The 23,541-nt window shown below is 33.4% G+C and carries 20 protein-coding genes; 11 read left to right on the top strand and 9 right to left on the bottom strand.

What is annotated here, in order from left to right:
- Nucleotides 1–32: 32 nt before the first annotated feature.
- The 3 genes from SJY30_RS05230 to SJY30_RS05220 all read right to left on the bottom strand — a co-directional run bounded on the left by SJY30_RS05230 (nt 33) and on the right by SJY30_RS05220 (nt 2,941).
- Nucleotides 33–1,529 carry an ATP-binding protein gene (locus tag SJY30_RS05230; RefSeq protein ID WP_396634545.1) on the bottom strand — a complete coding sequence of 499 codons (1,497 nt, stop codon included), beginning with the start codon at nt 1,527–1,529 and terminating at the stop codon, nt 33–35.
- The gene (locus tag SJY30_RS05225; protein ID WP_396634544.1) at nt 1,526–2,224 is read right to left on the bottom strand and encodes a response regulator transcription factor; all 699 of its coding nucleotides are present in this window, start codon (nt 2,222–2,224) and stop codon (nt 1,526–1,528) included. The genes SJY30_RS05230 and SJY30_RS05225 overlap by 4 nt, the downstream gene beginning before the upstream one ends.
- 231 nt (nt 2,225–2,455) lie before the next feature.
- Entirely contained in the window at nt 2,456–2,941 is a 486-nt protein-coding gene (locus SJY30_RS05220) for a hypothetical protein (RefSeq protein ID WP_396634543.1), read from the bottom strand.
- Between the two features lie 384 nt (nt 2,942–3,325).
- On the opposite strand from SJY30_RS05220, the gene SJY30_RS05215 reads away from it, so the two are divergent.
- The 3 genes from SJY30_RS05215 (at nt 3,326) to SJY30_RS05205 (ending at nt 5,870) form a co-directional block, all read left to right on the top strand.
- The gene (locus SJY30_RS05215) at nt 3,326–4,012 is read left to right on the top strand and encodes a tRNA pseudouridine(38-40) synthase TruA (protein WP_396634542.1); all 687 of its coding nucleotides are present in this window, start codon (nt 3,326–3,328) and stop codon (nt 4,010–4,012) included.
- A gap of 32 nt (nt 4,013–4,044) precedes the next feature.
- Complete coding sequence (corA, locus tag SJY30_RS05210) at nt 4,045–5,139, top strand: magnesium/cobalt transporter CorA (protein ID WP_396634541.1); 1,095 nt, start codon at nt 4,045–4,047, stop codon at nt 5,137–5,139.
- Nucleotides 5,140–5,327: 188 nt separating this feature from the next.
- A complete protein-coding gene (locus SJY30_RS05205) occupies nt 5,328–5,870 on the top strand; it encodes a hypothetical protein (protein ID WP_396634540.1) in 543 nt (180 codons plus the stop codon).
- 70 nt (nt 5,871–5,940) lie between these two features.
- Here SJY30_RS05205 and cysM read toward each other — a convergent pair whose 3' ends face one another.
- Both cysM and epsC read right to left on the bottom strand, forming a co-directional pair.
- Entirely contained in the window at nt 5,941–6,825 is an 885-nt protein-coding gene (cysM, locus tag SJY30_RS05200) for a cysteine synthase CysM (protein ID WP_396634539.1), read from the bottom strand.
- Complete coding sequence (gene epsC / locus SJY30_RS05195; protein WP_396634538.1) at nt 6,818–7,609, bottom strand: serine O-acetyltransferase EpsC; 792 nt, start codon at nt 7,607–7,609, stop codon at nt 6,818–6,820. Before epsC ends, cysM begins: the two co-directional genes overlap by 8 nt.
- 94 nt (nt 7,610–7,703) lie before the next feature.
- Here epsC and SJY30_RS05190 point away from each other — a divergent pair, with 94 nt between their 5' ends.
- A complete protein-coding gene (locus SJY30_RS05190; protein ID WP_396634537.1) occupies nt 7,704–8,384 on the top strand; it encodes a DUF2461 domain-containing protein in 681 nt (226 codons plus the stop codon).
- On the opposite strand, the gene SJY30_RS05185 is transcribed toward SJY30_RS05190, so the two are convergent.
- A complete protein-coding gene (locus SJY30_RS05185; RefSeq protein WP_396635309.1) occupies nt 8,373–8,783 on the bottom strand; it encodes a glyoxalase in 411 nt (136 codons plus the stop codon). The two genes, SJY30_RS05190 and SJY30_RS05185, sit on opposite strands and share 12 nt — an antisense overlap.
- A 355-nt stretch (nt 8,784–9,138) precedes the next feature.
- On the opposite strand from SJY30_RS05185, the gene SJY30_RS05180 reads away from it, so the two are divergent.
- Nucleotides 9,139–9,543 (top strand): acyl-CoA thioesterase, encoded by a 405-nt coding sequence (locus SJY30_RS05180; RefSeq protein ID WP_396634536.1) that lies wholly within the window; start codon nt 9,139–9,141, stop codon nt 9,541–9,543.
- On the opposite strand, the gene SJY30_RS05175 is transcribed toward SJY30_RS05180, so the two are convergent.
- Nucleotides 9,540–10,829: a dipeptidase gene (locus tag SJY30_RS05175; protein WP_396634535.1), complete on the bottom strand. Its 1,290-nt coding sequence runs from the start codon at nt 10,827–10,829 to the stop codon at nt 9,540–9,542. The genes SJY30_RS05180 and SJY30_RS05175 overlap by 4 nt on opposite strands.
- Before the next feature lie 142 nt (nt 10,830–10,971).
- Here SJY30_RS05175 and SJY30_RS05170 point away from each other — a divergent pair, with 142 nt between their 5' ends.
- From SJY30_RS05170 to SJY30_RS05145, 6 genes are all read left to right on the top strand, one after another.
- Nucleotides 10,972–12,732 carry an ATP-binding protein gene (locus SJY30_RS05170; protein ID WP_396634534.1) on the top strand — a complete coding sequence of 587 codons (1,761 nt, stop codon included), beginning with the start codon at nt 10,972–10,974 and terminating at the stop codon, nt 12,730–12,732.
- 1 nt (nt 12,733) lies between these two features.
- On the top strand, nt 12,734–13,099 hold the full coding sequence (locus tag SJY30_RS05165; protein ID WP_396634533.1) for a response regulator transcription factor: 366 nt from the start codon (nt 12,734–12,736) through the stop codon (nt 13,097–13,099).
- A gap of 204 nt (nt 13,100–13,303) precedes the next feature.
- Nucleotides 13,304–15,505 carry a hypothetical protein gene (locus SJY30_RS05160; RefSeq protein WP_396634532.1) on the top strand — a complete coding sequence of 734 codons (2,202 nt, stop codon included), beginning with the start codon at nt 13,304–13,306 and terminating at the stop codon, nt 15,503–15,505.
- Nucleotides 15,498–16,928, top strand: a complete 1,431-nt coding sequence (locus SJY30_RS05155) for a glycosyltransferase (protein ID WP_396634531.1) — start codon at nt 15,498–15,500, stop codon at nt 16,926–16,928. Before SJY30_RS05160 ends, SJY30_RS05155 begins: the two co-directional genes overlap by 8 nt.
- 5 nt (nt 16,929–16,933) lie before the next feature.
- A complete protein-coding gene (locus SJY30_RS05150; RefSeq protein WP_396634530.1) occupies nt 16,934–19,315 on the top strand; it encodes a sulfatase-like hydrolase/transferase in 2,382 nt (793 codons plus the stop codon).
- The gene (locus SJY30_RS05145) at nt 19,315–20,628 is read left to right on the top strand and encodes a YaiO family outer membrane beta-barrel protein (protein ID WP_396634529.1); all 1,314 of its coding nucleotides are present in this window, start codon (nt 19,315–19,317) and stop codon (nt 20,626–20,628) included. The genes SJY30_RS05150 and SJY30_RS05145 overlap by 1 nt, the downstream gene beginning before the upstream one ends.
- On the opposite strand, the gene SJY30_RS05140 is transcribed toward SJY30_RS05145, so the two are convergent.
- A complete protein-coding gene (locus SJY30_RS05140; RefSeq protein ID WP_396634528.1) occupies nt 20,618–21,907 on the bottom strand; it encodes an interleukin-like EMT inducer domain-containing protein in 1,290 nt (429 codons plus the stop codon). The two genes, SJY30_RS05145 and SJY30_RS05140, sit on opposite strands and share 11 nt — an antisense overlap.
- Before the next feature lie 766 nt (nt 21,908–22,673).
- Nucleotides 22,674–23,537 (bottom strand): RNA polymerase sigma factor RpoD/SigA, encoded by an 864-nt coding sequence (locus tag SJY30_RS05135; RefSeq protein ID WP_036154298.1) that lies wholly within the window; start codon nt 23,535–23,537, stop codon nt 22,674–22,676.
- Nucleotides 23,538–23,541: the final 4 nt, after the last annotated feature.

Genomic DNA, 23,541 nt, shown 5'->3' with positions numbered 1-23,541 from the left:
GGGCTTTCTCTTTTTCACAGCAATAATTAAATTCATTGTAATTGATAAGCAGGCAATTTAAATATGAAAGAACTTCCTTCATATGGTTTACTTAATACTACGATTGTTGTATCATGTAAATCCATTATTTTTTTGACTATTGCCAAACCAAGACCTAAACCTCTTTTTTGAGTATTCTTATTTACTTGCTTATACCTGTCAAATATAAATGGCTGGTCGTTTATTGGTATGCCATTTCCAGTATCCGTAATATTAATTTCAATTTGTTTGCCCATTTTCATTAGGCTTAATGTAACCTTACCATTAGGTTCCGTATACTTTATGGCATTTTCAATTAAATTCTGTAATGCTCTTTCAACTAACCCTATATCTGCATGTACCATACAATTATCCTCAGGATTTTCTAATTGTAGGTGAATTTGTTTTTCCTCTGCTAGAAGTCTAAATTTTGCTATTAAATCATGAGAAAGCTCGGTAATAGAAAAAGGCTCCTTAATAGGCGTTACTTGTTCTGCCTCTAATTTTGAGTATTCGAATAACTGGTTTATTAAGCTTGAGAGTTTATCAATATTATTATGTGTTATTTGTAAGTATTCTTCTTTTTGACTTTCTGAAAGTGAATCTTTTTTTATCTGAAGGGTTTCAATGTATCCTTTTAAAACAGCCAAGGGCGTGCGTAAATCATGAGAAACATTGGCAATTAATTCTCTACGTAAATTATCTACAGATTTCATTTTATCCATGTTATCTACTATGGTATCTGCCATTTCATTAAAAGATAAGGCAACCACTTCAATATCTGATTGTTCAGGATTTTTTATTCTAATGTCTAAATCGCCTTCTTGAAACTTACGTACGGTCTGGGTGATAATTCTAAGGTTTTTTGTCAAAAACCATATACTCAACATCCCAATTAAAGCAGAAAATAGCATGGTCAAAATAATAGCTCCAATACTTAATTTGGTAAAATAAGAACTAAATAAGCTATCACTAATTTGCGCTAACTCTTTACCTGCAACAATGATATAAATGTAACCTTCACGACCATCTATATTAAATGGAGCTGCCGAAAAAATATTTTGTTCTTCTGCATTTAAAGGGTCATCGCCTAAAACGAATTTTTCGCCTTTGCTCTCAATGAATTTATGAATGGGCTCCAAAGAAACTGACTTCATTGGCTCATTTTCATTATGCTCAAGAACTACCGAATATAAAATATCGCCAGATTTATTCAGTAAGTAAACTTCAATGCCGCGATTTACGGCCATCATATCATGCATTAAATCTCCAAAAAGTTCTTTATTAACATTACCATCTTCTAAAAATGGAGCAGCATTTGTAAACTTTTCTTGAATAACGTGATCTGCAACATTTGCATTTATACGTTGTGTAATTGCTTGGTTGTAATTTAGTGTTAGGTAGCCTGTTATAAATATATATGATGCTCCCATTAATACAATCAACAATATAAATGCCAACCATAATTTTTTTACCAATTTCGGAGTAAGGGTCTTGTCATTATTCATCATGCCATTATCTCTTCATTAAATTTATAACCAACTCCCCAAGTGGTCAATATATAATTAGGGTTTGCCATATCTGATTCTATTTTGGCGCGTAATCTATTGATATGAGAATTTACGGTATGCTCATAGCCTTCAAAATTATAGCCCCAAATAATATTCAATAATTCCGTTCTTGTATAATTCCTTCCTGGGTTAGATGCCATTAGCACCAATAATTCAAATTCTTTTGGAGATAAGTCTATTTTGTAATCTCCTAAAACTACTTTACGTTTGTCTATGTCTATTTTAAGTCCTTCTGCAAGAATAATCGAAGTGTCTTCTTGTTTCTTCTCTACTTTATTCGTGCGTCGTAAAACTGCCTTGATTCTTGCCAATAACTCCCTTATGCTAAAGGGTTTTGTCATATAATCGTCTGCACCGATTTCTAGACCCAAAACCCTATCGATTTCTTCAGATTTTGCGGTTAGCATAATTACCGGGGTGTTTTTGGTTGCACGTAATTTTCTACATACTTCAACACCATCCAATCCGGGTAGTGTAAGGTCTAACAGTATTAGTTCAAAATCATAATCTAAGGCTAATTGCAGTCCCTCATTTCCATTCATAGCCATAGTAGTTTCATAGCTAACATCAGAAAGATGAAGTTCTAATAGTTTAATGATTTCAGGATCATCCTCAATAATTAATATACGTTTCATAGTGGATTACGAATTAAGAAAAAAAGTATCACAGAAAAATCACATCGGTGATAAAATCGTTTGGTACAAGGTTATTTTACTTCATAATAGGTCGCATAATATTTTTATAATTACATGATCATCAAATAATTATTCTGCATTTTCTATCATTTTATAAAAATATGCTTGTAAATAAAAGGCAAAAAAAAACCTCGACAATTTCTTATCGAGGTCTGTATATGTTATTGATTCTTAATTGTTCCAGTGATCCACATGTTGGTTCATGTCATCAAAAATATAAGTGCCTACTAGCTCTTTTCTATAGACAACAGCTAAAAGTGTAACTAATAATAGAATTGCATAAAGTGCCAGCATGATGTAACCTAAGGGTAAGAAGGTACTTGGTATAAGATGATTCTCAAATTCTGAATAGCTAGATAGTACTATTATCGTGTCTACCATTTTATATATGTATACCAATGATATGCCATAAAGAGCATATTCTAATGTTCTCATAGGTGGGTCACTTAGTTCATTTTCATTGATCTTAAACCAAAGCACATAAAGAAAAACAAAGTGGATGATCGATAAAATAGGGAAGAGGTAATTATCTATTTTAAAAAAATAAAACTTATTGGTATACAACCCGTAAAAACTAAAGATGTTCAGTAAAAATAGCACAACAATGGATACAATCAATGTTCGCTTCCAAGTAAATAATCCTTTAATAGAATTCATAAAATTTAGTTTTCATGTGTTCGGGAGAACCATTATTTATTTGCAATTACGGGGAAGCTTTGCTATTACTTAAAACAAATCGATAAACGGTTAACTTCGTTGTTCAAGTTATTGGTTTTAAGTTAATCATACTTTAATATTACTCAATTCTATGTGAATTAACAATAAAAAACTGATAATATAATTGTAGGAGTACATAGTACTATTACCACTTTATTTTTTGATTCATTTTACTGAGTATGAAATTGTGTGTCTACTTTTATATAATGTAATTACATTTACATAATGAAGAAACAGCGGTTTTGTTATTTGGTTAGGCTTCAGTATTTGGGTTTTAGATTTAATGGGTGGCAAGAGCAACCAAAGCTAAAAACAATTATGGGTATGCTAAATAAGACCTATAGCTTTCTAAACCCTGATAGTCCGTTTAAAATTTTAGGAGCGGGAAGAACAGATTCTAAGGTTTCTTCACTTAACGGAGCTTTTGAGCTCTTTGTTGAACATCCTATTTTAGATTTTGATACTTTTCTAATGGATTTTAATAAAAACTTGCCATCAGATATTCGTCTATTGTCTATTGAATCTGTGGATGCAAATTTTAATATTATAAAGGATAGCAAAACAAAAGAATATCATTATTTTTTTTCCTTCGGATCAAAGAACCACCCATTTAGCGCTCCTTTTATAACTAATTATATTGATGAACTTAATTTGGATTTAATGAAGCAGGGAGCTTCTTTGTTTGCTGGTACGCATGATTTTAGTGTTTATACGGCCTCAGTAAAGCCAAACACCGTAACCGTTCGTGAAATTGATGCTTGTACCATAGAGCCAAACGATGTACTTACCGCAAATTTTTTTCCTGAACAGAGTTATATTTTAAAGGTTGTAGGAAACGGGTTTATGAGATATCAAATTCGTATGATTATGGGCGCTTTGGTACAGCTTGGTAAAAATGAATTGACATTAGATGAAATCAAAGCATCTTTGGATACAGGGTCTACCCATAAACTTAATACGATTGCCCCTGGATCCGGATTGATGCTAAACCAATTACACTTCAATAATTAAAACGTAGTTTTAACATATTAATAAAATTGTTCATGGCTACAAACAAAAAGCTCAACTTCCCTAAAAGAAAAAAGAAGAAATCTCGCCAACAGAATAAGCTTGGTAAAGCTCCCGGAACCATAAGTTATATGGGTGATAAGGAACGAAGCGATAGCCTTATATATAGCACCACATATAATGCCGACGGATTTGAAACAAATGAGTTTGAAAACTTAGACCAGTTTTTTAAAGAGGAACGTGCAGATAAAATTACTTGGGTAAATGTAGTAGGTATTACTGACGAGCCTTTTATTGAAAAGTTAGGTAAACACTACAATCTGAACCCATTAGTACTTGAAGACATTGTTAATACGGAGCAGCGACCTAAAATAGATGAATACGACGATTATATTTTTGGAATTTTTAGGATGTTGTATATCTCTGAAGAAGAAGAAATTATAGGGGAGCATATAGCCATAGTTTTGCATGAAAATACTGTTTTGGTTTTTCAAGAGGTCAAGGCAGATGTATTTAATGGTTTACGTGAACGAATTACCGGTAAGCTTGGTCGTATTAGAACAAGAGGGGCAGATTATCTATTTTTTGCTTTATTAGATGCTATCGTAGATAATTACTTTTTAGCTATTGAAAATCTTAACAATAGAATAGAGAATTTAGAGGAAGAGGTCTATCAGAACCCTGAACCCATTGTAGCTCAAAATATTCAGCAATTAAAGAAAGAAATTTTAAAGATTAGAAGGTGGATTTACCCTGTAAAAGAATTGATTAGCAGGCTGATAGATTCTGAAAACCCTAAGATTACAAAAGATACCAAATTGTTTTTGCGCGATGTTTTAGATCATGCCATAGAAATCAATGAAAGTTTACAGATTTACCGTGAAATGTCTATGAGTTTAATGGAAATGTACATGAGTAATATGAGTAATAAAATGAACGAGGTCATGAAAGTTTTAACCATTATGGCTTCTATATTTATTCCCTTAACTTTTATAGCGGGTATATACGGTATGAACTTTGACCATATGCCTGAATTGCATTACAAATACGGTTATTATGTTGTATGGATAGTTATGATCGTACTTTTTGTTGGAATGATGATTTATTTTAAAAAGAAAAAATGGCTGTGATTTCATAAGTACTTTAAACATTACATTTTACTGATCTTATTTTTTAATATCAAATCCATTAATTATTAATTTTTATGGGTCACTGACTATTTCTGTTTTCATATAACTTGCCAATATCTAAAATATTAGATATGAGAGACTTCATAACTTTTAAGATGAAGTCAAAAGTTAATTTTAAAAATTTATATATGAAAATTAGAACGATGTATATGTCTATTGCTGGATTGTTGTTACTGACAGGAACGGTAATGGCTCAAGAAAAAGATCAAGAAGTATTGGATACCAAAATCTCAAAATCTTATACTGTAAACGATGGTAAAAAATTAGTAAAGAATACCGTTGAAATTACCACGAAACGTTTAAACACCATTGAACGTTCAAAAGAAGATGAAGGTAAAATAGATCAAGATAGGGTAGTGGACAGCGTTTCCACCATTATTAAGACGGTCAATATAGATAATGACGATGATGATGATTTTGATGAAAAAATTGTTTTTAGCTATGAATCTAAAACACCTGAAGATTTCGTTTTAGTTTCTAAAAATGATGAATTGGTGGTGGCTATGAACGAAGGTGAAAATTTAAAGGTTGTTGAAAATATAAGTCTTAAAAGTAAAAAGATGATGAATAATAAAACAACTTATGTGTTTACAAATGAGCAAGGTGAAAACTTAGAATTTTTGGTCGAAGAGTATAGTAAACCTAACGAAACTGCTATGTTAGAGAAATAATATGCTAACTTCTAGAATATAAAAAAGAGCCGTTATTACGGCTCTTTTTTTATTTTATATTGTACATAGTTTAGTCGAACAGGTTAGATGATAGGTAACGATCTCCACGGTCACACACTATAGATACAATAACTCCGTGGTCTATTTCTTGCGCTAAACGCAAAGCTATGGTTGCCGCGCCACCGCTGCTCATTCCTGAAAAAATGCCTTCTTCCTTGGCTAACTTTCTAGCCATAGTTTTGGCTTCTATTTCATTGACCTCCATAATACGATCTACTTTCTTTGCATCGAATATTTTTGGCAAATATTCTTGTGGCCATTTTCGAATTCCCGGTATACGAGTATTATCACTAGGTTGAACCCCTACAATTTGTACGTTATTGTTTTTCTCCTTTAAAAAAGTAGAGGTGCCCATTATGGTGCCGGTAGTACCCATGGCAGACACAAAATGTGTTACTTTACCCTCGGTATCTTTCCATATCTCGGGTCCTGTTGTATTGTAATGTGCTTTCCAGTTATTTGGATTACCAAATTGGTTCATCATGATATAACCATCATTCTTCACCTTATTTTCAGCATAATCACGAGCTCCTTCAATACCTACATCAGAGGAAGTTAGGGTAACTTTAGCACCATATGCTCTCATGGTCTGCACACGTTCTATGGTAGAGTTTTCTGGCATGACCAATTCAATATCTAGACCATATATACCGGCAATCATAGCTAGGGCTATACCGGTATTTCCACTCGTAGCTTCTATTAATTTATCGTTCGCGGTAAAATCTCCGTTATCATATCCGGTTTTGATCATGTTGTATGCGGCGCGATCTTTTACACTACCACCAGGATTGTGCCCTTCCATTTTAAAATAAACGGATACATTAGGGTTTGTATTTAATACTCTTGATTTTACTAGTGGTGTATTACCTATTAGCGATACTATTGAATTAGACATGGGGTAATGTTTTTATTTTAATTTCCGGTGTATGAAATACTGTTGAATTTGTAGGTACCGATGCAGTGATCCAAGCATTTCCTCCTATGATGCTATTTGCGCCAATAACTGTTTCTCCACCTAAAATAGTGGCATTAGCATAAATAGTTACATTATTTTCAATGGTAGGGTGCCGTTTGGTCTGCTGTAGCTTTTTCGCAACAAACAATCCGCCTAAAGTAACACCTTGATATATTTTTACATCATTTTTAATTATGGCGGTTTCACCAATAACTACACCTGTACCGTGATCAATGTGAAAAGATTTCCCTATTTGAGCACCAGGGTTGATGTCTACACCAGTTTGCCGGTGTGCATACTCTGTCATTAAACGGGGCACTAAGGGAAATCCCATTCTGTAAAGCTCATGTGCTAATCTATATACTGAAATGGCATAAAAACCAGGGTAGGCCATATATACCTCTTCAATGGATAAAGAAGCAGGATCACAATTTACGGTTGCCTCGGCATCTAGATTTAAGCTTTCCAGAACTAGAGGTAACTTTTCTACATAATTCTCCCAAACCTTCTTACAAGGTTTATCACTTTCCCAACATGCCAAATCTACTAGTTCGTCAAATTGCTTTTCAAGTGCATCTAAGCTCTCTGCTACCGGTGTTTCAATATCGAACAGCATATAAAAAAGAAGGTCCGTAAATTTCTCGGTATTCTTTTTTAAACGGAATCTTAAATTCGGTTGTTTCTTGTGGGTATTAATCTTTTCGATAATAGATCGATGGTCCATGGTTCTTCATTAGTTCATCAAAATTAACCAAATAAGTAAAAGTACTTCTCATCTAATGGTTAACTTTAGCTTAAAATCACAAGAGCTAAGTCGAATGTTAGAAACGAATATTACAAAAAGCACATTTCAATTTTTAAATAAATTAAAGAAAAATAATAACAGGGATTGGTTTACCGAACATAAAGCTGAATTTAAAGCAGAAGAGACTAAGGTGAAAAGCTTTTTTAATCATGTGCTTGACAAACTAAAATTGCATGATGAAATTGAAAAATTAAAAGTGTTTAGAATTTACAGGGATGTTCGTTTTTCTAAAAATAAGACACCCTATAAAACACACCTGTCCGCTTCTTTCGCTAGAGCGGGTAAGCATCGTAGAGGTGGGTATTACTTGCAGATAGCACCTGGAAACAGTTTTATTGCAACTGGATTCTGGAATCCTGAAAAAAATGATTTGCTTCGTATTAGAAAAGAGTGGGAGATAGACACAACGGACTTAACCGATATTATAGAAGGTGAAAAATTTAAATCTATTTGGGGAGAATTAGTTGGAGATGAATTGAAAACCGCACCAAAAGGATTTGATAAAGAAGACCCCAACATTAAATTTATACGCAAAAAACAATTCATCTTCGTAAAGAACTTTACAGACAAAGAAGTATTGTCAGATGATTTCGCAGATATAGTTAATGAAAGTTATATAGCTATTCGTCCTTATTTTGATTTAATGAGTAATATTCTAACCACTAATTTAAACGGCGAATCTTTATTGGACTAGTTCATATTTTTCAAAAAATTGAATTTGGTCTTGAATTCTTTTTATGACCATATTCATCATTCTTTTATTTAATGCAGAAGAGTTTTTTATATAGATTTCATATTCTTCAACAGTAAATTGACCAATGATCATTCCCTTTAAAGAGTTTCTGAACTTAACATCTTTTTGAATGGAATTAGCAATGTATACCATGCGTTTTTCAAGCTTTAGTTCATAAAAACTATTCTTCATTTTATGAATATAATTCTGGTAAGATGCTAGAAGTAAATCGTTTTGAAGTTTTATAATTGGGCGTAATGTCTGGTTTTGAAATCTTTCATCATCACTCATGTTGGGCAATATTTTGGCAGAGGCAATTAAAGGGCGAATAGATTGCAATTTCTGTGTCCTGTCCATTATGTTTTGATTTTACTCGATAATCGAGAATTAAATACTACTTCACTTTTGACATAGTATTATGTACTAGTTTATTCAATGACTAAAGGTTATCAATCTAAAGATACGTATTAGATAAAATAGATGTGTAAGGGGTGTAATAAGTTTTTAACCTGTTATGAACAATCATGCTAGAGACAAAAAAAAGCTCATAATATTAGGGTTCTAATAATTCTGACAAGCAACAATTGTTAATATGTAACTTATTAAATACGTAATTGTTACAATTGGTAAATCGGTCTGCTAACAAGAAGAAAGTGATAGTATTGAAAAATTTTAGGACTAACTTTGCGTTGTAGAATTTCAAATTAAAGAAGCTATGAGATTTCATACTAGAAAATTAGTTAAGCCAGGTGATTTAAACTCTAACGGTACATTGTTTGGGGGTAGATTATTGGCTTGGATCGACGAAGAGGCAGCACTATATGCTATTATTCAACTAGAAAATGGCAAAGTGGTTACCAAATATATGTCAGAAATCAATTTCATGAGCGCCGCTGTAAAAGGAGATGTAATCGAAATTGGTATCGAGGTAGTTAAATTTGGTAAAACTTCTTTAACCTTAAATTGTGAGGTACGTAATAAAATGAACCACGAAACCATTGTTACGGTCGATAATATAATTATGGTGAATCTTGGTGAAAACGGTAAGCCTGCGCCACATGGCAAAACTAAGATAGAATTCGTAAAAGATCGCCTAGCGGCAATGGGTGAAGTAGATTAACTTTCACCCATTGTTTTAGCAATAGCTTGTACCTCATCAAGTACGCGCATTAGGTTACCGCCCCATAATTTTGCTATATCTTCTTCAGAGTATCCTCTTTCTACCAGTTCTAGGGTTACGTTAAAGGTTTCAGAGGCATCGCTCCAACCTTCAATACCACCACCGCCATCAAAATCAGAACTTATACCAACATAATCAACACCTATTAATTTTACCATGTAGTCTATATGATCTACAAAATCACCCACGTTTACAGCTTCAGGTGCATCGGTTTTAATAGCTGCTAAATCCTTTCCTATTTTTAGAACCTTTGGGTAGTTATCCATAAAGTCTTCTTTTTCCGAATCAGATAAACTTGAGAATTGAGAACGTTCATACCACTTAATATCTAAAGAATCCGCTACTTTTTGATATATCGATTTCATGTATGCAGCTCTAGCTTCATGCTTTTCTGTATTTAAATACGAGCTGAAGGCTACTGTCTGTACAACTCCGCCATTTTCTTTCATCAATAATAACTGCTCGTCATCTAAATTTCTGCTATGATCACATAATGCTCTAGCTGATGAGTGAGAAGCTATAATCGGTGCTTTTGATAATGCTATCATTTGCTTCATGGCTTCTTTAGATGGGTGGGAAACATCTATCATAATACCCAATTTATTCATTTCCACCACCGCTTGCTTTCCAAGATCGCTTAAACCATTGTGTAACCAAACGTCGTCTGCCTCACCGGTATTTGAATCTGAAAATTGACTATGACCATTGTGTGCCAAAGAAATGTAGCGTGCACCTAGATCATGGTAGGTTTTAAACTGAGACATGTCGGTACCAATAGGGTAGGCGTTTTCAACACCGATCATGGCTGCTTTTTTTCCAGACTCCACAATTCGGGTAACATCTGCAGAAGTTAAAGCCAATTCAATATCATTTGGGGCTATTTCTTCGCATAATTTGTGTATTGCATCAAATTTAGACATCGCATTTTCTTTTGCCTTGGCATAGCCTTCATCTGTAAGAGTATCTTGACCTGTATAAACGATCAACCAAGTAACATCTAAACCACCTTCTTTCATCTTTGGTAAGTTCACTTGCGAATCTAGCTTCTGACTGTAATTTACACTGTCTGTGAAGTTTTTTACATTGATGTCGTTATGGGTATCTATAGTGATAACATCATCATGAATTCGATGGGCCTTTTCTAATGGGTTTTCTTCTATTTTCTCTTTTTTTTCTCCGCAAGAAATAATGGCTGTAAAACACAAAAGATAGATAAGTTGTCTCATATAGTAAGTTTAGACCTACAATTTAAGCGTATTCACAACAAATAACCACCCTTTGAGAACTTTTTATTGTTCACACAAGAGTATTGGTCCATTTTTAGGTAATTATAAATAACAAGCCACTTAAACTAAAGAATATCTATTTATGGCAATTTCAAAATCTAAGGATTTACTTAATCAATTATCTCAACTAGAAAGAACGGTTGGTGAATACTCTTTTGAGGATTTAAATGCTCATGAAGCCAAAGCGCTTAAAGACTCTTTTAATTCATTTCGGTCTAGTTTAGAAAAGCATATTTATTCTCCTAATTTGGGTGAAATCTTACCTGAGAGAAAAGAAAATAATGCCATAAATAAAAAAGAGGTTTCAGAAAAGCAGTTTATAGCTCATGTTAGTCATGAAATACGTACACCGTTAAATAGTATTATAGGTTTTGCAAATCTTTTAAAAGAAGAGAAACTTACCCAAGGGCAACATAAAAAAGTAGATGCCATACAGTTTGCATCGAATACACTTTTGAAACTTATCAATGAAGTTTTAGAATATTCGAAAATTTCTTCTGGTAACAATAATTTCGAGACCGTTGATTTCAATTTACATAGCTTACTTAAAGATGTTATGTTTTTATGCGAGACCTTAATATTGGATCGTAAAATTGAATTATTATTGGATATAGATGAAGATGTGCCTAAAATTGTTAAAGGTGATCCGTCCAAATTATCTCAAATTTTGCTGAATCTTTTAGGCAATTCCGTCAAATTTGTTGAAAAAGGATATATAAAATTAGAAGTCTTTACTAAAAAAAGAAAGGGTAATGATTTTCTTATAGAATTTTCTGTTGCAGATACCGGAATCGGTATTTCTGAAGAAAAAATAGAAACAATTTTTAATGGATATGCCCAAGCTGAAAACGATACTTCAAAAAAATATGGAGGTACCGGTCTAGGATTGACTATTACCAAAGAAATCATAGATAAACTTGGTGGTGAAATTAATATAGACAGTACTGTAAACAGCGGAACTACCGTAAGGTTTGTTATGCCGTATACTTTGGGCGCCAATTCTTCATCTTACCAAAAGAGCATAAATAAGTCTACTAGTACAAAAGACGGTAAAATATTGGCAGGTACCGAAATATTAGTGTTTGAAGATAATAAAATGAACGAACATTTAATTGTTGAGCAACTAACGCAATGGGGTTGTACCGTTCATGCAGATATTGATTTGGACAAAGGTTTGTATTTACTCTCCTCAAGAAAAATAGACCTGATTCTTATGGATTTAAAAATGCCCGGGCAAAATGGATTTGAGGTGTCTAAGGCTATTCGTAATCATAAAAATAATAAGGTGAATTCTGTTCCTATCGTTGCCTTTAGTGCAGATTTTACAGAACAAGACAGTAAAGATTGTAAGGAAATAGGAATCGATGATTTCTTGTTGAAACCTTATACGTTAGACGAATTGTTGAATACCGTTGTAAAAAATAAAGAGGACAAAAAAGAACATACAGATTTTTCATTAATACTACAGAAACCTATGATAGAACCAAAAGAAACTACGGTTGTTGATTTAACATATTTGTTGAAAGATTGTTTTGGAGAAGTAGATATGTTAAATGAACTGGTAAAGTTGTTCAAACTTAATGCCATTGAATTTATTGGGAATGTAAAAATCAATATAAAGACTCAAAATCTTAAGGAAATTGCTATGTCTGCCCATAAATTAAAAGCTGGTTTTGCCATGATCAAAGCAGATGGCATGCGCAATTTAATCGTTGAACTAGAAAGTTGTTGTAAAACCAACCAACCGGAAAAAGTGAAAGATTTATATGAAATATTTCTAAAAGATTATCCTCTGTTAGAAGATAATTTAAACAAGAATTTAGAATTAATGAACAAAAAATAATATGGGTAATCGTGTACTATTGGCAGATGATGACCAACTTTTGGCCTCGCTATTGAATTTTAGGCTTAAAAAAGGAGGGTACCAAGTACATCATTCATCCAACGGAAAAGAAGTAAAGGAGTATTTGCAAAATGAAATGCCCGATATCATCGTAAGTGATATTATGATGCCGTATTGTTCAGGTATAGAGCTCATAGATTATGTACGAAACGAACTTAAATCAAAGACACCTATAATTATCATATCATCTGCAGGTAATGAACAGAATGTTCTAACTGCTTTTGAATTAGGCGCAAATGATTTTATTACAAAACCAGTAAGTCCAACAGAATTATTAGTACGCATTGCAAGAGAGATAAATAAGTAAATAAGATAAAATTTGTTGATTCCCCCTAATCAAATAAGAATATCGCTAATTAATGCCCCAGAATTCAATTTAGAATATCTCTGGTGGCTGACTATACTATTTTTTGTACTAGCGGTCATATACTTTATTGGAGTCTTTGTAATTAGAAACAAAATCAGTTCTAAAAATAAACGTACAAAGAATAAAAAAGTCGAATTTTCTCCAATGATCAATGAATTCTTATTCTATGATGATTCTAATACCAAAGAGGAAAAAATGAATTATTTGAATCTGAAAATTCAAATTAGGGAACTGATCAAGAATGATTTCGATAGAAAGGTATTAACAGAAGTTTTGCTTGATTTAAGAAAAGATCTTTCTGGTAATTCGCAAAAGGTATTAATTGATTTATATAAAGATTTAGGATTACATCATGACGCCTTTCAAAAATTAGGAAGTTTTAGATGGCAAGTAGTGTCTAGAGGAATTCAGCAATTGACTACCATGGAGGTAGAAGATGCATATGGATTGGTTATAAAATTCATAAACCACAGACAAAGTACTATTCGTAAACAGGCAGAAATTGCGGTGGTAAATCTTAAAGAAGAGGGAATTAAATATTTTCTCGATAATACCAGGTACAAAATTGCAGAATGGCAACAACTTAAATTGTTGGATGTGTTAAGGCATAAACCAAATTATACACCTCCACAATTTGGTCTTTGGTTGACTTCAGATAATACCCATGTAGTGTTATTCGCTTTACGATTAATAAAATATTTTAAGCAAAACGATGCGGAACAGTCTATAATTACTTTGCTAAAACATAAAAAGAGAGATATACAGGCAGAGGCTATTCAATGCATTATAGATTTTCATTTTACAAACGCCATTCTTACCTTAAAACTAGTATACAAAAAGGCAAGCCATGATATTAAGTTGTCGATTTTAGATGCAATTGGTGAATTGGGTACTATTGCCGAAGTTCCTTTTTTAGAGAATTTGCAGCTTACCGAACGTAAATTTCATATTAAAAATAAGGTTATATCAACGCTAAATAAAATTGATCCAGAAAGAATATTGCCAACCAAGAACATAGAAACATCTGAGTTTTACAATGTTTATTATGATGAAAACAATCAACCATTGGTAAATGAAATTGCCGAAGATGATGAAAAAACATATGTAGAAAATACTACCGATGCAATTGCTACAGAAGTAGAAATGGATTCTGAAACTTTAGAAGAAATTGATGAACCGATAACTATAGTTGATCATCTAATTACTGATAATCAAACTGAAATTATAAATGAAGATGTACTTGTTGACGAAGCTTTAACTGCAGAGACCGATTTTACTAATGTAGCTTTAGATGATGTTTTGCCACAAAAAGAAACTAATGTGATAAGTTCAACAGCTGGTCTCGATTTAAGTTTTTTACCTCATATCGAGAACGAAAAAACTATGGAAGAGGTTGTTGAGAACTCTTTAGATAACAATAATTCCAAAGTAGAAAGTTCAAGTAAAGATGACGTGGAACAAAGCGTAGAAGATGAAGAATTTTCATTTCATTTTCTGCCTGTAGTGGTAGATGAAATTTCAACAAAAAATGAAATTCCAACATTTGAAGAAGACGATTTTGAACCTTTGTTTTTATTGAACGAAACAGCTGTTTTAGATGAAGACAAAGAGAATGAAATGGAGAATAGTAATGAGGATTCTAAATCAATCATAGCTGAAATCGACTGGTCTTCAGTTAATAATGCTGCAAATGACGATAATGAGATTGTAGTTACCGATGCCAATGCAATAGAAGAAATGATTTCATTTAAAAACAATGATATTTCTTTCTCACCAAACTTTATAAGTCAAAAAGAGCTTGATGCTATGGTGCTTTTAGAGAATATACATGAAATGGGTGATAGTCGAGAACTGGAATTACTTCATGATATCATAGCAGAAAATAGTTCTGAAATAGTAACTGAAAGGGCAAATCAAATAATTCAAAAATTCTCTTATCAGTCACTTAGGCCTAGCGAGCTTTTTTCACAAGAGAAAGGTTTTGGCGACAGTGTGTTCACCGATATTTATCATCGCGCAGATTATGAAACAAAACTAATGTTGCTAGATGAAATAATGAACGTGGGTACAACAAAAGAAATTCAGTTGTTAGAAAACATCATAGAATCTGAATCTAATGAACTTGTTGATAAAGCTACCGAAGTTCTTTCATTTATAAAGTCTAACTCCAATAACAAATTACCTGAAACTGTCTTAGAGCAAGATTCTATTTTCAGTGTGGATTTTGAACTCGACTTAAATGAAGCTGCAAAGCAAAATAGTTTAGATAGTAATGAAAATGGCTCTACGCTGTTCGATCAACTATGTAACATGTCCAACTCTTTATACAATAAGTTAAATGGATAGTGAGCTATTTGGTGTAGTACTTGAATACATCAACTTTGTATTCTTTGTATTTACCGTAATTCTGTTTGTTCTTTTTTCTCTAATGGCATATTTCTCCACAAGAAATTCTATTCATTATAGAAACAAAAACAGCTTTACCGATGTATCCAAAATAATGGCATCTCCATTAGCTCCGACCATTACCATAATCGCACCTGCTTATAATGAAGGGTTGACCATCGTAGAAAATATACGATCTCTGCTATCGCTACAATATGTCAATTATGATGTTATGGTGGTCAATGACGGTAGTAAAGATGATACATTACAGAAATTGATAGATTCTTATGATCTAGAGAAGATAGATGTTGAAATAGATCCAGACTGGAAATCTAAACCTGTTCGTGGTATTTATAAATCAAAAAATAGGGCTTTTGAAAAACTTACGGTAATAGATAAAATGAACGGTGGTAAATCTGATGCCCTCAATGCCGGTGTTTCTCTTTCTACTAGTAAGTATGTGGGGTGCATAGATGTAGATTGTCTTTTGCAACCAGATGCTTTGTTACATGTGGTCAAGTCATTTTTTCAACGTTCCAAAAAAAGGGTTATTGCCGTTGGTGGCGTTATTAGAGTGGCTAATTCTTGCGTAATTCAAGGTGGGCAATTAGAAGAGATAAAACTACCTTCTAACTGGTTGGCTAGATTCCAACTGTTAGAATATACCCGTTCTTTTATTTTAGGTAGAATGGCTTGGGGTAGAATTGATAGTTTGCTTATAATCTCTGGAGCATTCGGCTTTTTTGAACGTGAAATCGCATTGGCCGTTGGTGGGTATGATACCGATACCGTTGGTGAAGACATGGAGATCGTTTTTAAAATGCGCCGTTACATGCATGATAGAAAAGAACCGTATACCATTGAATATATACCTGATCCGTTATGCTGGACAGAGGTACCCGAAGATCTTAAGATACTTGTAAACCAAAGAGACCGTTGGGCTCGTGGAAATCTAGAGACACTGTTCAAGCACAAAGACATGCTGTTCAATTCAAAGTACGGTAGATTGGGTTTATTAAGCTACCCTTATTGGTTTTTCTATGAATGGCTTTCACCTTTGTTGGAGTTCTTTGGTTTTTTTACCATTATTCTCTTTGCATACCTGGGTATATTGAATTGGGAATTTTTTCTCATGATCACCTTGTCCATTTTCTTGTTTTCCATTATGATTTCTTTCTATGCCATTCTATGGGATGTCTACTCATACAATCAGTACAGAAAAACGAAAGATATATTAATTCTTATGGGACTAGCGATCTTAGAACCTTTCATATTTCACCCGATCGTAGTGTATGCTGCAGTAAGGGGCAACTACAAAAAGCTATTTAAAATAAAATCTGGCTGGGGTTCTCAAGTTAGAAAAGGTTTTGCAAAAGCAACATAAAAGTAATGAATACAAGTAGTATAGATAGATATTCTTTAAAGCAGTATACACGGCTTATGATATCCTTTTTTGGATGTTTGCTGGTATTGACGCTTTTTCAATATTGTGTACTGTACTATAAGGGAGTCATAGATTCTTTTTTCTCTGTTAGCTTGTTAAAAGCTATTGTACACCAAATAGGATTTACTGCGTTAATGGGTATAATTATGGTATTCCCTTTTAATTTTTGGGAAAACTTACGCTCTAAATATGGCTTTAATCTTGTTTTCGGACTATTGGGCCTGGTGTTGATTTTTGAAGCTGTTCTTACTGCTTATTTCTGTACTACTTTAGTGCCTTTAGGGTCAGATATCATTGGGTATAGTTATGAAGATATGAAAATCACCATAGCTAATTCAGGTGGTATCATGATTTCGGTTTACTTGCTATTTGCTTCGATTTCTTTGATAAGTCTCTTTTTAGTACTGTATAGAATTACTTCCAAATTCTATCACAGAATTAGCAAAATGTATCCGTTTACCATTGTACTTTTTAGTCTTTTTGTGGCTTCTTTATTTACAGATGGCAAACCAATCAACCAGAACAAAGTACAGTATTTGGCTGTTAATGTTTACAGTACCAGTACTGAAGATAATTCATATACCTCTACTGAAGAATATCCTTTGGTTCAAGATCCTACTATTGAGAATGTATTGGGAGATTATTTTGAATTAAAAGAAGAAAAACCCAATATCGTCTTTGTAATGGTTGAAGGTTTGGGCAGGGATTTTGTGGGTGAAGGTGCAGAGTTTGGTGGTTTTACCCCTTACTTAGATTCCCTTACGACGAAGTCTTTATACTGGGAAAATTTCTTGAGCAATACGGGTAGAACTTTTGGTGTTTTACCGTCTCTGTTAGGTTCATTGCCCTTTGGTAAAAGCGGGTTTATGGAACTTGAAAAATACCCTAACAAACTTACGTTGTTCAGTGTATTAAAAAACAATGGTTACCATACATCGTTTTATCAGGGAACCAATAGCTCTTTTGATAAAGTGGATCGCTTTCTAAGAAGTGAGAATTTAGATTTTGTTTTAGATAAATCAGGTTTTGGAAATAAATATGAAAAGCAGGCAGAAGATGCTGCAGGTTCGTCATGGGGTTATCCAGATAAGGAATTATTCAAAAAAAGTCTGAGTTTAGAAAGAAGTGGTGATCAGCCTAGATTAGAAGTGTACATGACAATTAGTACACACGAACCCTTTATTCCGCCTAATCAAAATTTCTTTGAAAAAAAGGTAAAGGATATTTTGGCTAATGGTGATTTTGATTCTAGAGTAGAGAAAATCGTTGAAAAGAACGATAATGTTTTTGCAACTTTATTGTATACAGATGATGCTATAAAATGGTTCATGGAGTCTTATAAATCGCAACCGAATTATGAGAATACCATTTTCATATTTACGGGCGATCATAGACTTATACCTATACCGCAACGCAATAATATGAGTCGTTTTCATGTGCCATTGATTATGTACAGTCCGATGCTGAAAACAACCCGTAAAATGAGTTCTGTTTCTTCACATTTCGACGTAACCCCATCTATATTGGCATTGCTCTCAAATTCATACGAATTAAAAATGCCCAAAAAAGTTGCTTGGATGGGCGGCGCGATAGATATGGAAACGGCATTTAGGTCAACCAAGAACATTCCATTAATGCGTAACAAAAATGAGTTAAAAGAATATATAAGTAAAGAAAAATTATATACCGATGGCGATATTATGGAACTTGATGAAGATATGGATATCAGTTCTACGTTTGGCGGTAGTTCGGTAGAAAAAACATTGGAAAGATTTAAATCGGTAAATCATTACGTTACTACGGAAAATAAGATAATTCCAGATAGTTTAACCATTTTCTCGGTACAGAAAGAAAAATTTACACCGGCAGAAATTACGTATATCAATAGTATTTATGATGGTAGTAATTTTGACCGTTCTTTTTTTAAGGCGCAAGACTTGGCTTTCGATAGAAAATGGGATGAGGCATTATTACTATGCCGTTACATTCTTTCAGAGTCTCCTAGTCATATCGATACTAAGATTCTAATGGGCAGATTGCAAATTTGGAAGGGTAATTACCAAGAGTCGGTTAACATCTTAAAAGAGTGTATTGCCATGAACCCTAATTATATAGATTCTTATGCTGCACTTTTTGATGTCTATTTCTGGTACGATAAATATGAGGAGGGACTTGCCTTAGTAGATATTGTTCAAGAGAATAGTGCTAGTGCCAATGAAATTTATAGTAAAATTTCAAGGGCAAAGAACGTGGCCAGAAAAGCGGGAATTAATATTCATAAAAACACAAATAAAGAGACTGAAAATACGTTAGCATACGTAGAGTAATGAAAAAACGAAGTCTACATATTATATTATTAATGGTGTTATCCTTTGTGCATAGGGTCTATGGTCAGGGTGCACAAAATGCTATGCCTTCATTTGAAACCGCATATGCCTTGGCGTATGAAGGTAAGACCAACACTGCCCATAACATGCTGTACAAGCTAGTAAACACTCAAGAATCTAAAGAAGAGGCTTCATTATTGTGGGCCAGTACATTAAGTTGGAGAGGTGATTATGACTTGGCAAGATCTGAATTCAATAGTATTCTATCAGAAAATAAAACCAATAGAGATGCTTGGATTTCTGCGGTTAAAAACGAATTATATGCCAAGAATTACGCAACGGCCTTAGGTCTTGCCAATAAAGCTTTGATTCATATTTCAAATGATAATGAACTATCTAGGTTGCAGGTAGTTGCTACAAATGGGGTAAATGGTACCGCATATGACGATAATGGTTGGTACAATGTAGAAAGTTCTGTTAGTAAGAAGTTTACACGTACTAATAATACTGCCAAAGTTTCGAAAGATGCTAAGAGGGGAGAACTAGAAAACGTTCATAAAACTCCCGTAACCGAAGAGAAGCACAAAAATACAGTAATGGTTAATAGTGCGCTTACGTTTTTTGACAAACGTTTTGACCCCATTACAACTTCTAGCATTTCTTTTAAGCGACAGACTCCTTTGGGCGCCATCATACCTAGAATTAATAATAGTAACAGGGTAGGTAAAAACGGTATACAGCTAGATTTAGATTTGTATCCTAAAATAGCAAAAGGGGTTTATGCGTATGTGAATTACGGGTATTCTGAATCTGACCTATATCCAAACCATAAGGTTGGTGGAGATGTGTATTACAATCATAAAAGCGGTATAGAATTTTCTGCGGGTGGACGATTTATCAACTTTGCGACAAAAGACGTTAAATCCATTACCAACTCTTTAGGGTATTATACCGGTAACTACTATTTCTCTTTACGTTCCTTTATTACGCCTGAGTCTAATAACTTGACCAACGTGTCCGGTAACCTGTTAGTGCGCAAGTATCTAAAAGATGCCAAAAATTATTTGGGTTTAAATGTAGGTTATGGATTTTCACCAGAGCTAAGGCAATTTACATCAGGTGATCAATTGTTGGCAGAAACATTATTGTACATCGAATCGCAACGATTGAGTTTTGAATACCAGTTTACAAGTAAGAATAATCTAAGTGCTTACAGAACTAATGTGGGTGTATTGCGACAAGAGCAATCTTTTGATCCTGGTAGTTATTTCTATTCCATATCCGCAGGTTTAACGTATGAGTTTAATTTTTAGACTGCATAGCGGTAATCCATTTATCGGCATACATTCCGTACACTAATCCCAATTCGTTATCGTATACATATTGCTCGTCTTTACCGATATCAAAGTTTACATTAAAGACATATACTTTAATTCCAGCATCTCTTAATTGTAGCATCAGTTTCTTTTGACTGGATATGATTCTTCTAGATACCGCTGCATATTTTACATTATTTACCTTTAAAAAGTTTACTTTATCTCCTTTTATCGCTAATAACGGTTCTTGAGAAATCATGGTGTGTATGCCTTGCTCAGATGCTTTTTCTACCGCCATAACACTGAATAGTTCCATAACTAGACGGTCTTTATCAACAAAGGCATTGGCAAATGCTACAGGATCGTTTACCTTATCGGTAATCAATTTAGCGTCTGGGTGATTTTTAAACCAGGTATTGATACCATCCATATCTAAAGTAGTATAATCGCCATATATTTTTTGCTTCATGAATTGAGCGTGTGTAGGTGGTAAGCTTCCTGTATAATCAGTGAAGCGTGCCCACATGTTCCAGTCATGTGCCGCTACTAATTTGCCGTCTGAAGTTTCTATAATGTCCAATTCAAAATTGCGGAATCCCTTTTTGTAATTTTCATCTAAAGCATGTTTAGAATTGGTAGACTTTACGCCATTGATTTCACCGCCGGCATGGGCTATGTATCTATCTATTCTAGATTCAAATTCATAAACTTCCTTGGGAAAGTAAATTACCTTGTTATCAATAATCTTATCGATTGTTATTGTTTCTGTAATGTAATTATCATGAATCTGCTCGGTAATAGCTCCGTCCATATTGTGCATAATATAGGCTTGTCTTCCTTTAAGGTTAGCTAATTGTATAAGCCCCAGTGTATTTAGACGCTTTGCATAAGCCGTTAATTGTGCAGCTGCCGAATCGTGTGCCAATATGGCGAATATCGCTTTATCGTTAATCATTATAGAAAGTACGTCAATAAACGCCTTTACATCTTCTTTGCTGCCATATGTATCAAAAGTCTTGAACTCAAAATTATTATCTGCTTGTAAATGAACAATCGTTAATCCGCGTTCTATGGCTTCGGTCTGTTGTGCATAGGTAAATGTGCTGCGCTCATGTGTATTAAAACTATGGCTGTTCAATTCTAAAGTTGCATCTTCTAAATCTGCCACTGAAGAAGTTGGGGTAGTTTCAATTGCATGTATAGGGTAAATAATAAAAAGGAATGTAATGAGTAAAACCAGTTTACAGCTTTTTAGAATAGAAGAGCATCTTTTCATTTGTGTGTTGTTATAAGTCGTTTTCAAGTTTAAGAATGGGTGCCAATAATATCTACTTTAAAAACGTATATATATATAAGGTATTGTAAAGAAGGAATTCTATGTGTTATATTACTTCCTTGTGATTTTAAATTTAAGATGAGATAAAAGTATTTTAACTTTAATTTAAAGAATATTTTAAATTTTTTTATTAAGATTAAGATTGTAACTGCTTAAAAATGAGACGTTTTTAAAGATAATATCGATTAAATACCATTTAATCGGTTGTAACGCACCTCTGTAAACCCCTATAAAACCTAATGTTTACAACATTTTTAACCTAAACAACACCTTTTTGTATGTTTTACAACAGTTTTAATTTGGTTCACCACATTTTGTTGTGACAATCTTAACATCGGTATATATTTACTTCAAGATATAATTACCCAAATCAAGATTAACTTTTAAACCTGCATTATGCTTTACGACACTTACGGAGAAGAATATTTAGTTTTTCTTCAAGATTTAAACGAAATTCTTAGTATCAACGAATTAGCTGAGTTGGACTATATGTAAATCAACCCAAATACAAACCTATAAAAACAATCTCATGGCACATCAAAATCAAGATTTCTCATCGTATCAAAATTTTATTCAGGATTTGAATAGTATCCTTGTCAACTTTAATATTAACAAGTTAACTTATTCTTAGTGTTCCACAACATTAGATAAAAAGAAAGCGCCCGTAAAAATGGGCGCTTTCTTTTTTTTAAAACAGTGTAAATGTTTAGCCTAAATACGTTTTAAGCAACTTGCTTCTAGAAGCATGACGTAATTTACGTATTGCTTTTTCACGAATTTGTCTAACACGCTCTCTTGTTAAATCGAACGTTTGACCAATTTCTGCCAAAGTCATTGATTGTTGATCACCAATACCATAATAAAGCTTAACAACATCTGCCTCTCTTGGAGATAAGGTGTCCAAAGCTCTATTGATTTCAGTATTTAATGATTGCTGTAATAAAATATTATCAGGTCTTGGAGACTCACCTGAACGTAAAACGTCATATAGGTTAGAATCTTCACCTTCACGTAATGGTGCATCCATAGATACATGTCTACCTGAATTCTTAAGTGATTGCTTCACTTCAGAAACCGTCATTTCCAATTCTTTTGCAATTTCTTCTGGAGACGGCGGACGTTCGTGAGCCTGCTCTAAGTAAGAAAATGTCTTTTTGATCTTATTGATCGAACCAATTTTGTTTAATGGTAAACGAACAACTCTAGATTGTTCTGCTAAAGCTTGTAGTATAGATTGTCTGATCCACCAAACTGCATAGGATATAAACTTAAATCCTCTAGTTTCATCAAATCTTTTTGCTGCTTTAACTAAGCCTAAATTTCCTTCATTAATTAAATCCGGTAATTTTAGACCTTGATTTTGGTACTGCTTTGCTACGGAAACTACGAACCTTAAATTCGCTGTTGTTAATTTTTCCAAAGCTGCTTGACTACCTTCTCGAATCTTCTGCGCTAATTCTACCTCTTCATTCGCTGTAATCAAATCAATTTTACTGATATCTTGCAAGTATTTATCTAGGGATTTCGATTCACGATTCGTTACCTGCTTGATAATCTTTAGTTGCCTCATATGT

It is taken from the genome of Maribacter sp. R86514 (genome assembly GCF_044597005.1).
In the GTDB taxonomy this organism is placed as follows: domain Bacteria; phylum Bacteroidota; class Bacteroidia; order Flavobacteriales; family Flavobacteriaceae; genus Maribacter.
The sequence above is the reverse complement of the archived record's forward strand: the minus strand, read 5'-3'. Positions and strand labels throughout refer to the sequence as shown.

What these genes read in the sequence shown, in the direction of transcription:
- SJY30_RS05225 (WP_396634544.1), bottom strand. Translation starts at nt 2,224, where the DNA reads ATGAAACGTATATTAATTATTGAGGATGATCCTGAAATCATTAAACTA.
- corA (WP_396634541.1), top strand. Translation starts at nt 4,045, where the DNA reads ATGGCTACAAACAAAAAGCTCAACTTCCCTAAAAGAAAAAAGAAGAAA.
- cysM (WP_396634539.1), bottom strand. Translation starts at nt 6,825, where the DNA reads ATGTCTAATTCAATAGTATCGCTAATAGGTAATACACCACTAGTAAAA.
- SJY30_RS05140 (WP_396634528.1), bottom strand. Translation starts at nt 21,907, where the DNA reads ATGAAAAGATGCTCTTCTATTCTAAAAAGCTGTAAACTGGTTTTACTC.
- SJY30_RS05170 (WP_396634534.1), top strand. Translation starts at nt 10,972, where the DNA reads ATGGCAATTTCAAAATCTAAGGATTTACTTAATCAATTATCTCAACTA.
- SJY30_RS05175 (WP_396634535.1), bottom strand. Translation starts at nt 10,829, where the DNA reads ATGAGACAACTTATCTATCTTTTGTGTTTTACAGCCATTATTTCTTGC.
- SJY30_RS05215 (WP_396634542.1), top strand. Translation starts at nt 3,326, where the DNA reads ATGCTAAATAAGACCTATAGCTTTCTAAACCCTGATAGTCCGTTTAAA.
- epsC (WP_396634538.1), bottom strand. Translation starts at nt 7,609, where the DNA reads ATGGACCATCGATCTATTATCGAAAAGATTAATACCCACAAGAAACAA.
- SJY30_RS05165 (WP_396634533.1), top strand. Translation starts at nt 12,734, where the DNA reads ATGGGTAATCGTGTACTATTGGCAGATGATGACCAACTTTTGGCCTCG.
- SJY30_RS05205 (WP_396634540.1), top strand. Translation starts at nt 5,328, where the DNA reads ATGAAAATTAGAACGATGTATATGTCTATTGCTGGATTGTTGTTACTG.
- SJY30_RS05220 (WP_396634543.1), bottom strand. Translation starts at nt 2,941, where the DNA reads ATGAATTCTATTAAAGGATTATTTACTTGGAAGCGAACATTGATTGTA.
- SJY30_RS05135 (WP_036154298.1), bottom strand. Translation starts at nt 23,537, where the DNA reads ATGAGGCAACTAAAGATTATCAAGCAGGTAACGAATCGTGAATCGAAA.
- SJY30_RS05180 (WP_396634536.1), top strand. Translation starts at nt 9,139, where the DNA reads ATGAGATTTCATACTAGAAAATTAGTTAAGCCAGGTGATTTAAACTCT.
- SJY30_RS05145 (WP_396634529.1), top strand. Translation starts at nt 19,315, where the DNA reads ATGAAAAAACGAAGTCTACATATTATATTATTAATGGTGTTATCCTTT.
- SJY30_RS05155 (WP_396634531.1), top strand. Translation starts at nt 15,498, where the DNA reads ATGGATAGTGAGCTATTTGGTGTAGTACTTGAATACATCAACTTTGTA.
- SJY30_RS05190 (WP_396634537.1), top strand. Translation starts at nt 7,704, where the DNA reads ATGTTAGAAACGAATATTACAAAAAGCACATTTCAATTTTTAAATAAA.
- SJY30_RS05230 (WP_396634545.1), bottom strand. Translation starts at nt 1,529, where the DNA reads ATGATGAATAATGACAAGACCCTTACTCCGAAATTGGTAAAAAAATTA.
- SJY30_RS05160 (WP_396634532.1), top strand. Translation starts at nt 13,304, where the DNA reads ATGATCAATGAATTCTTATTCTATGATGATTCTAATACCAAAGAGGAA.
- SJY30_RS05150 (WP_396634530.1), top strand. Translation starts at nt 16,934, where the DNA reads ATGAATACAAGTAGTATAGATAGATATTCTTTAAAGCAGTATACACGG.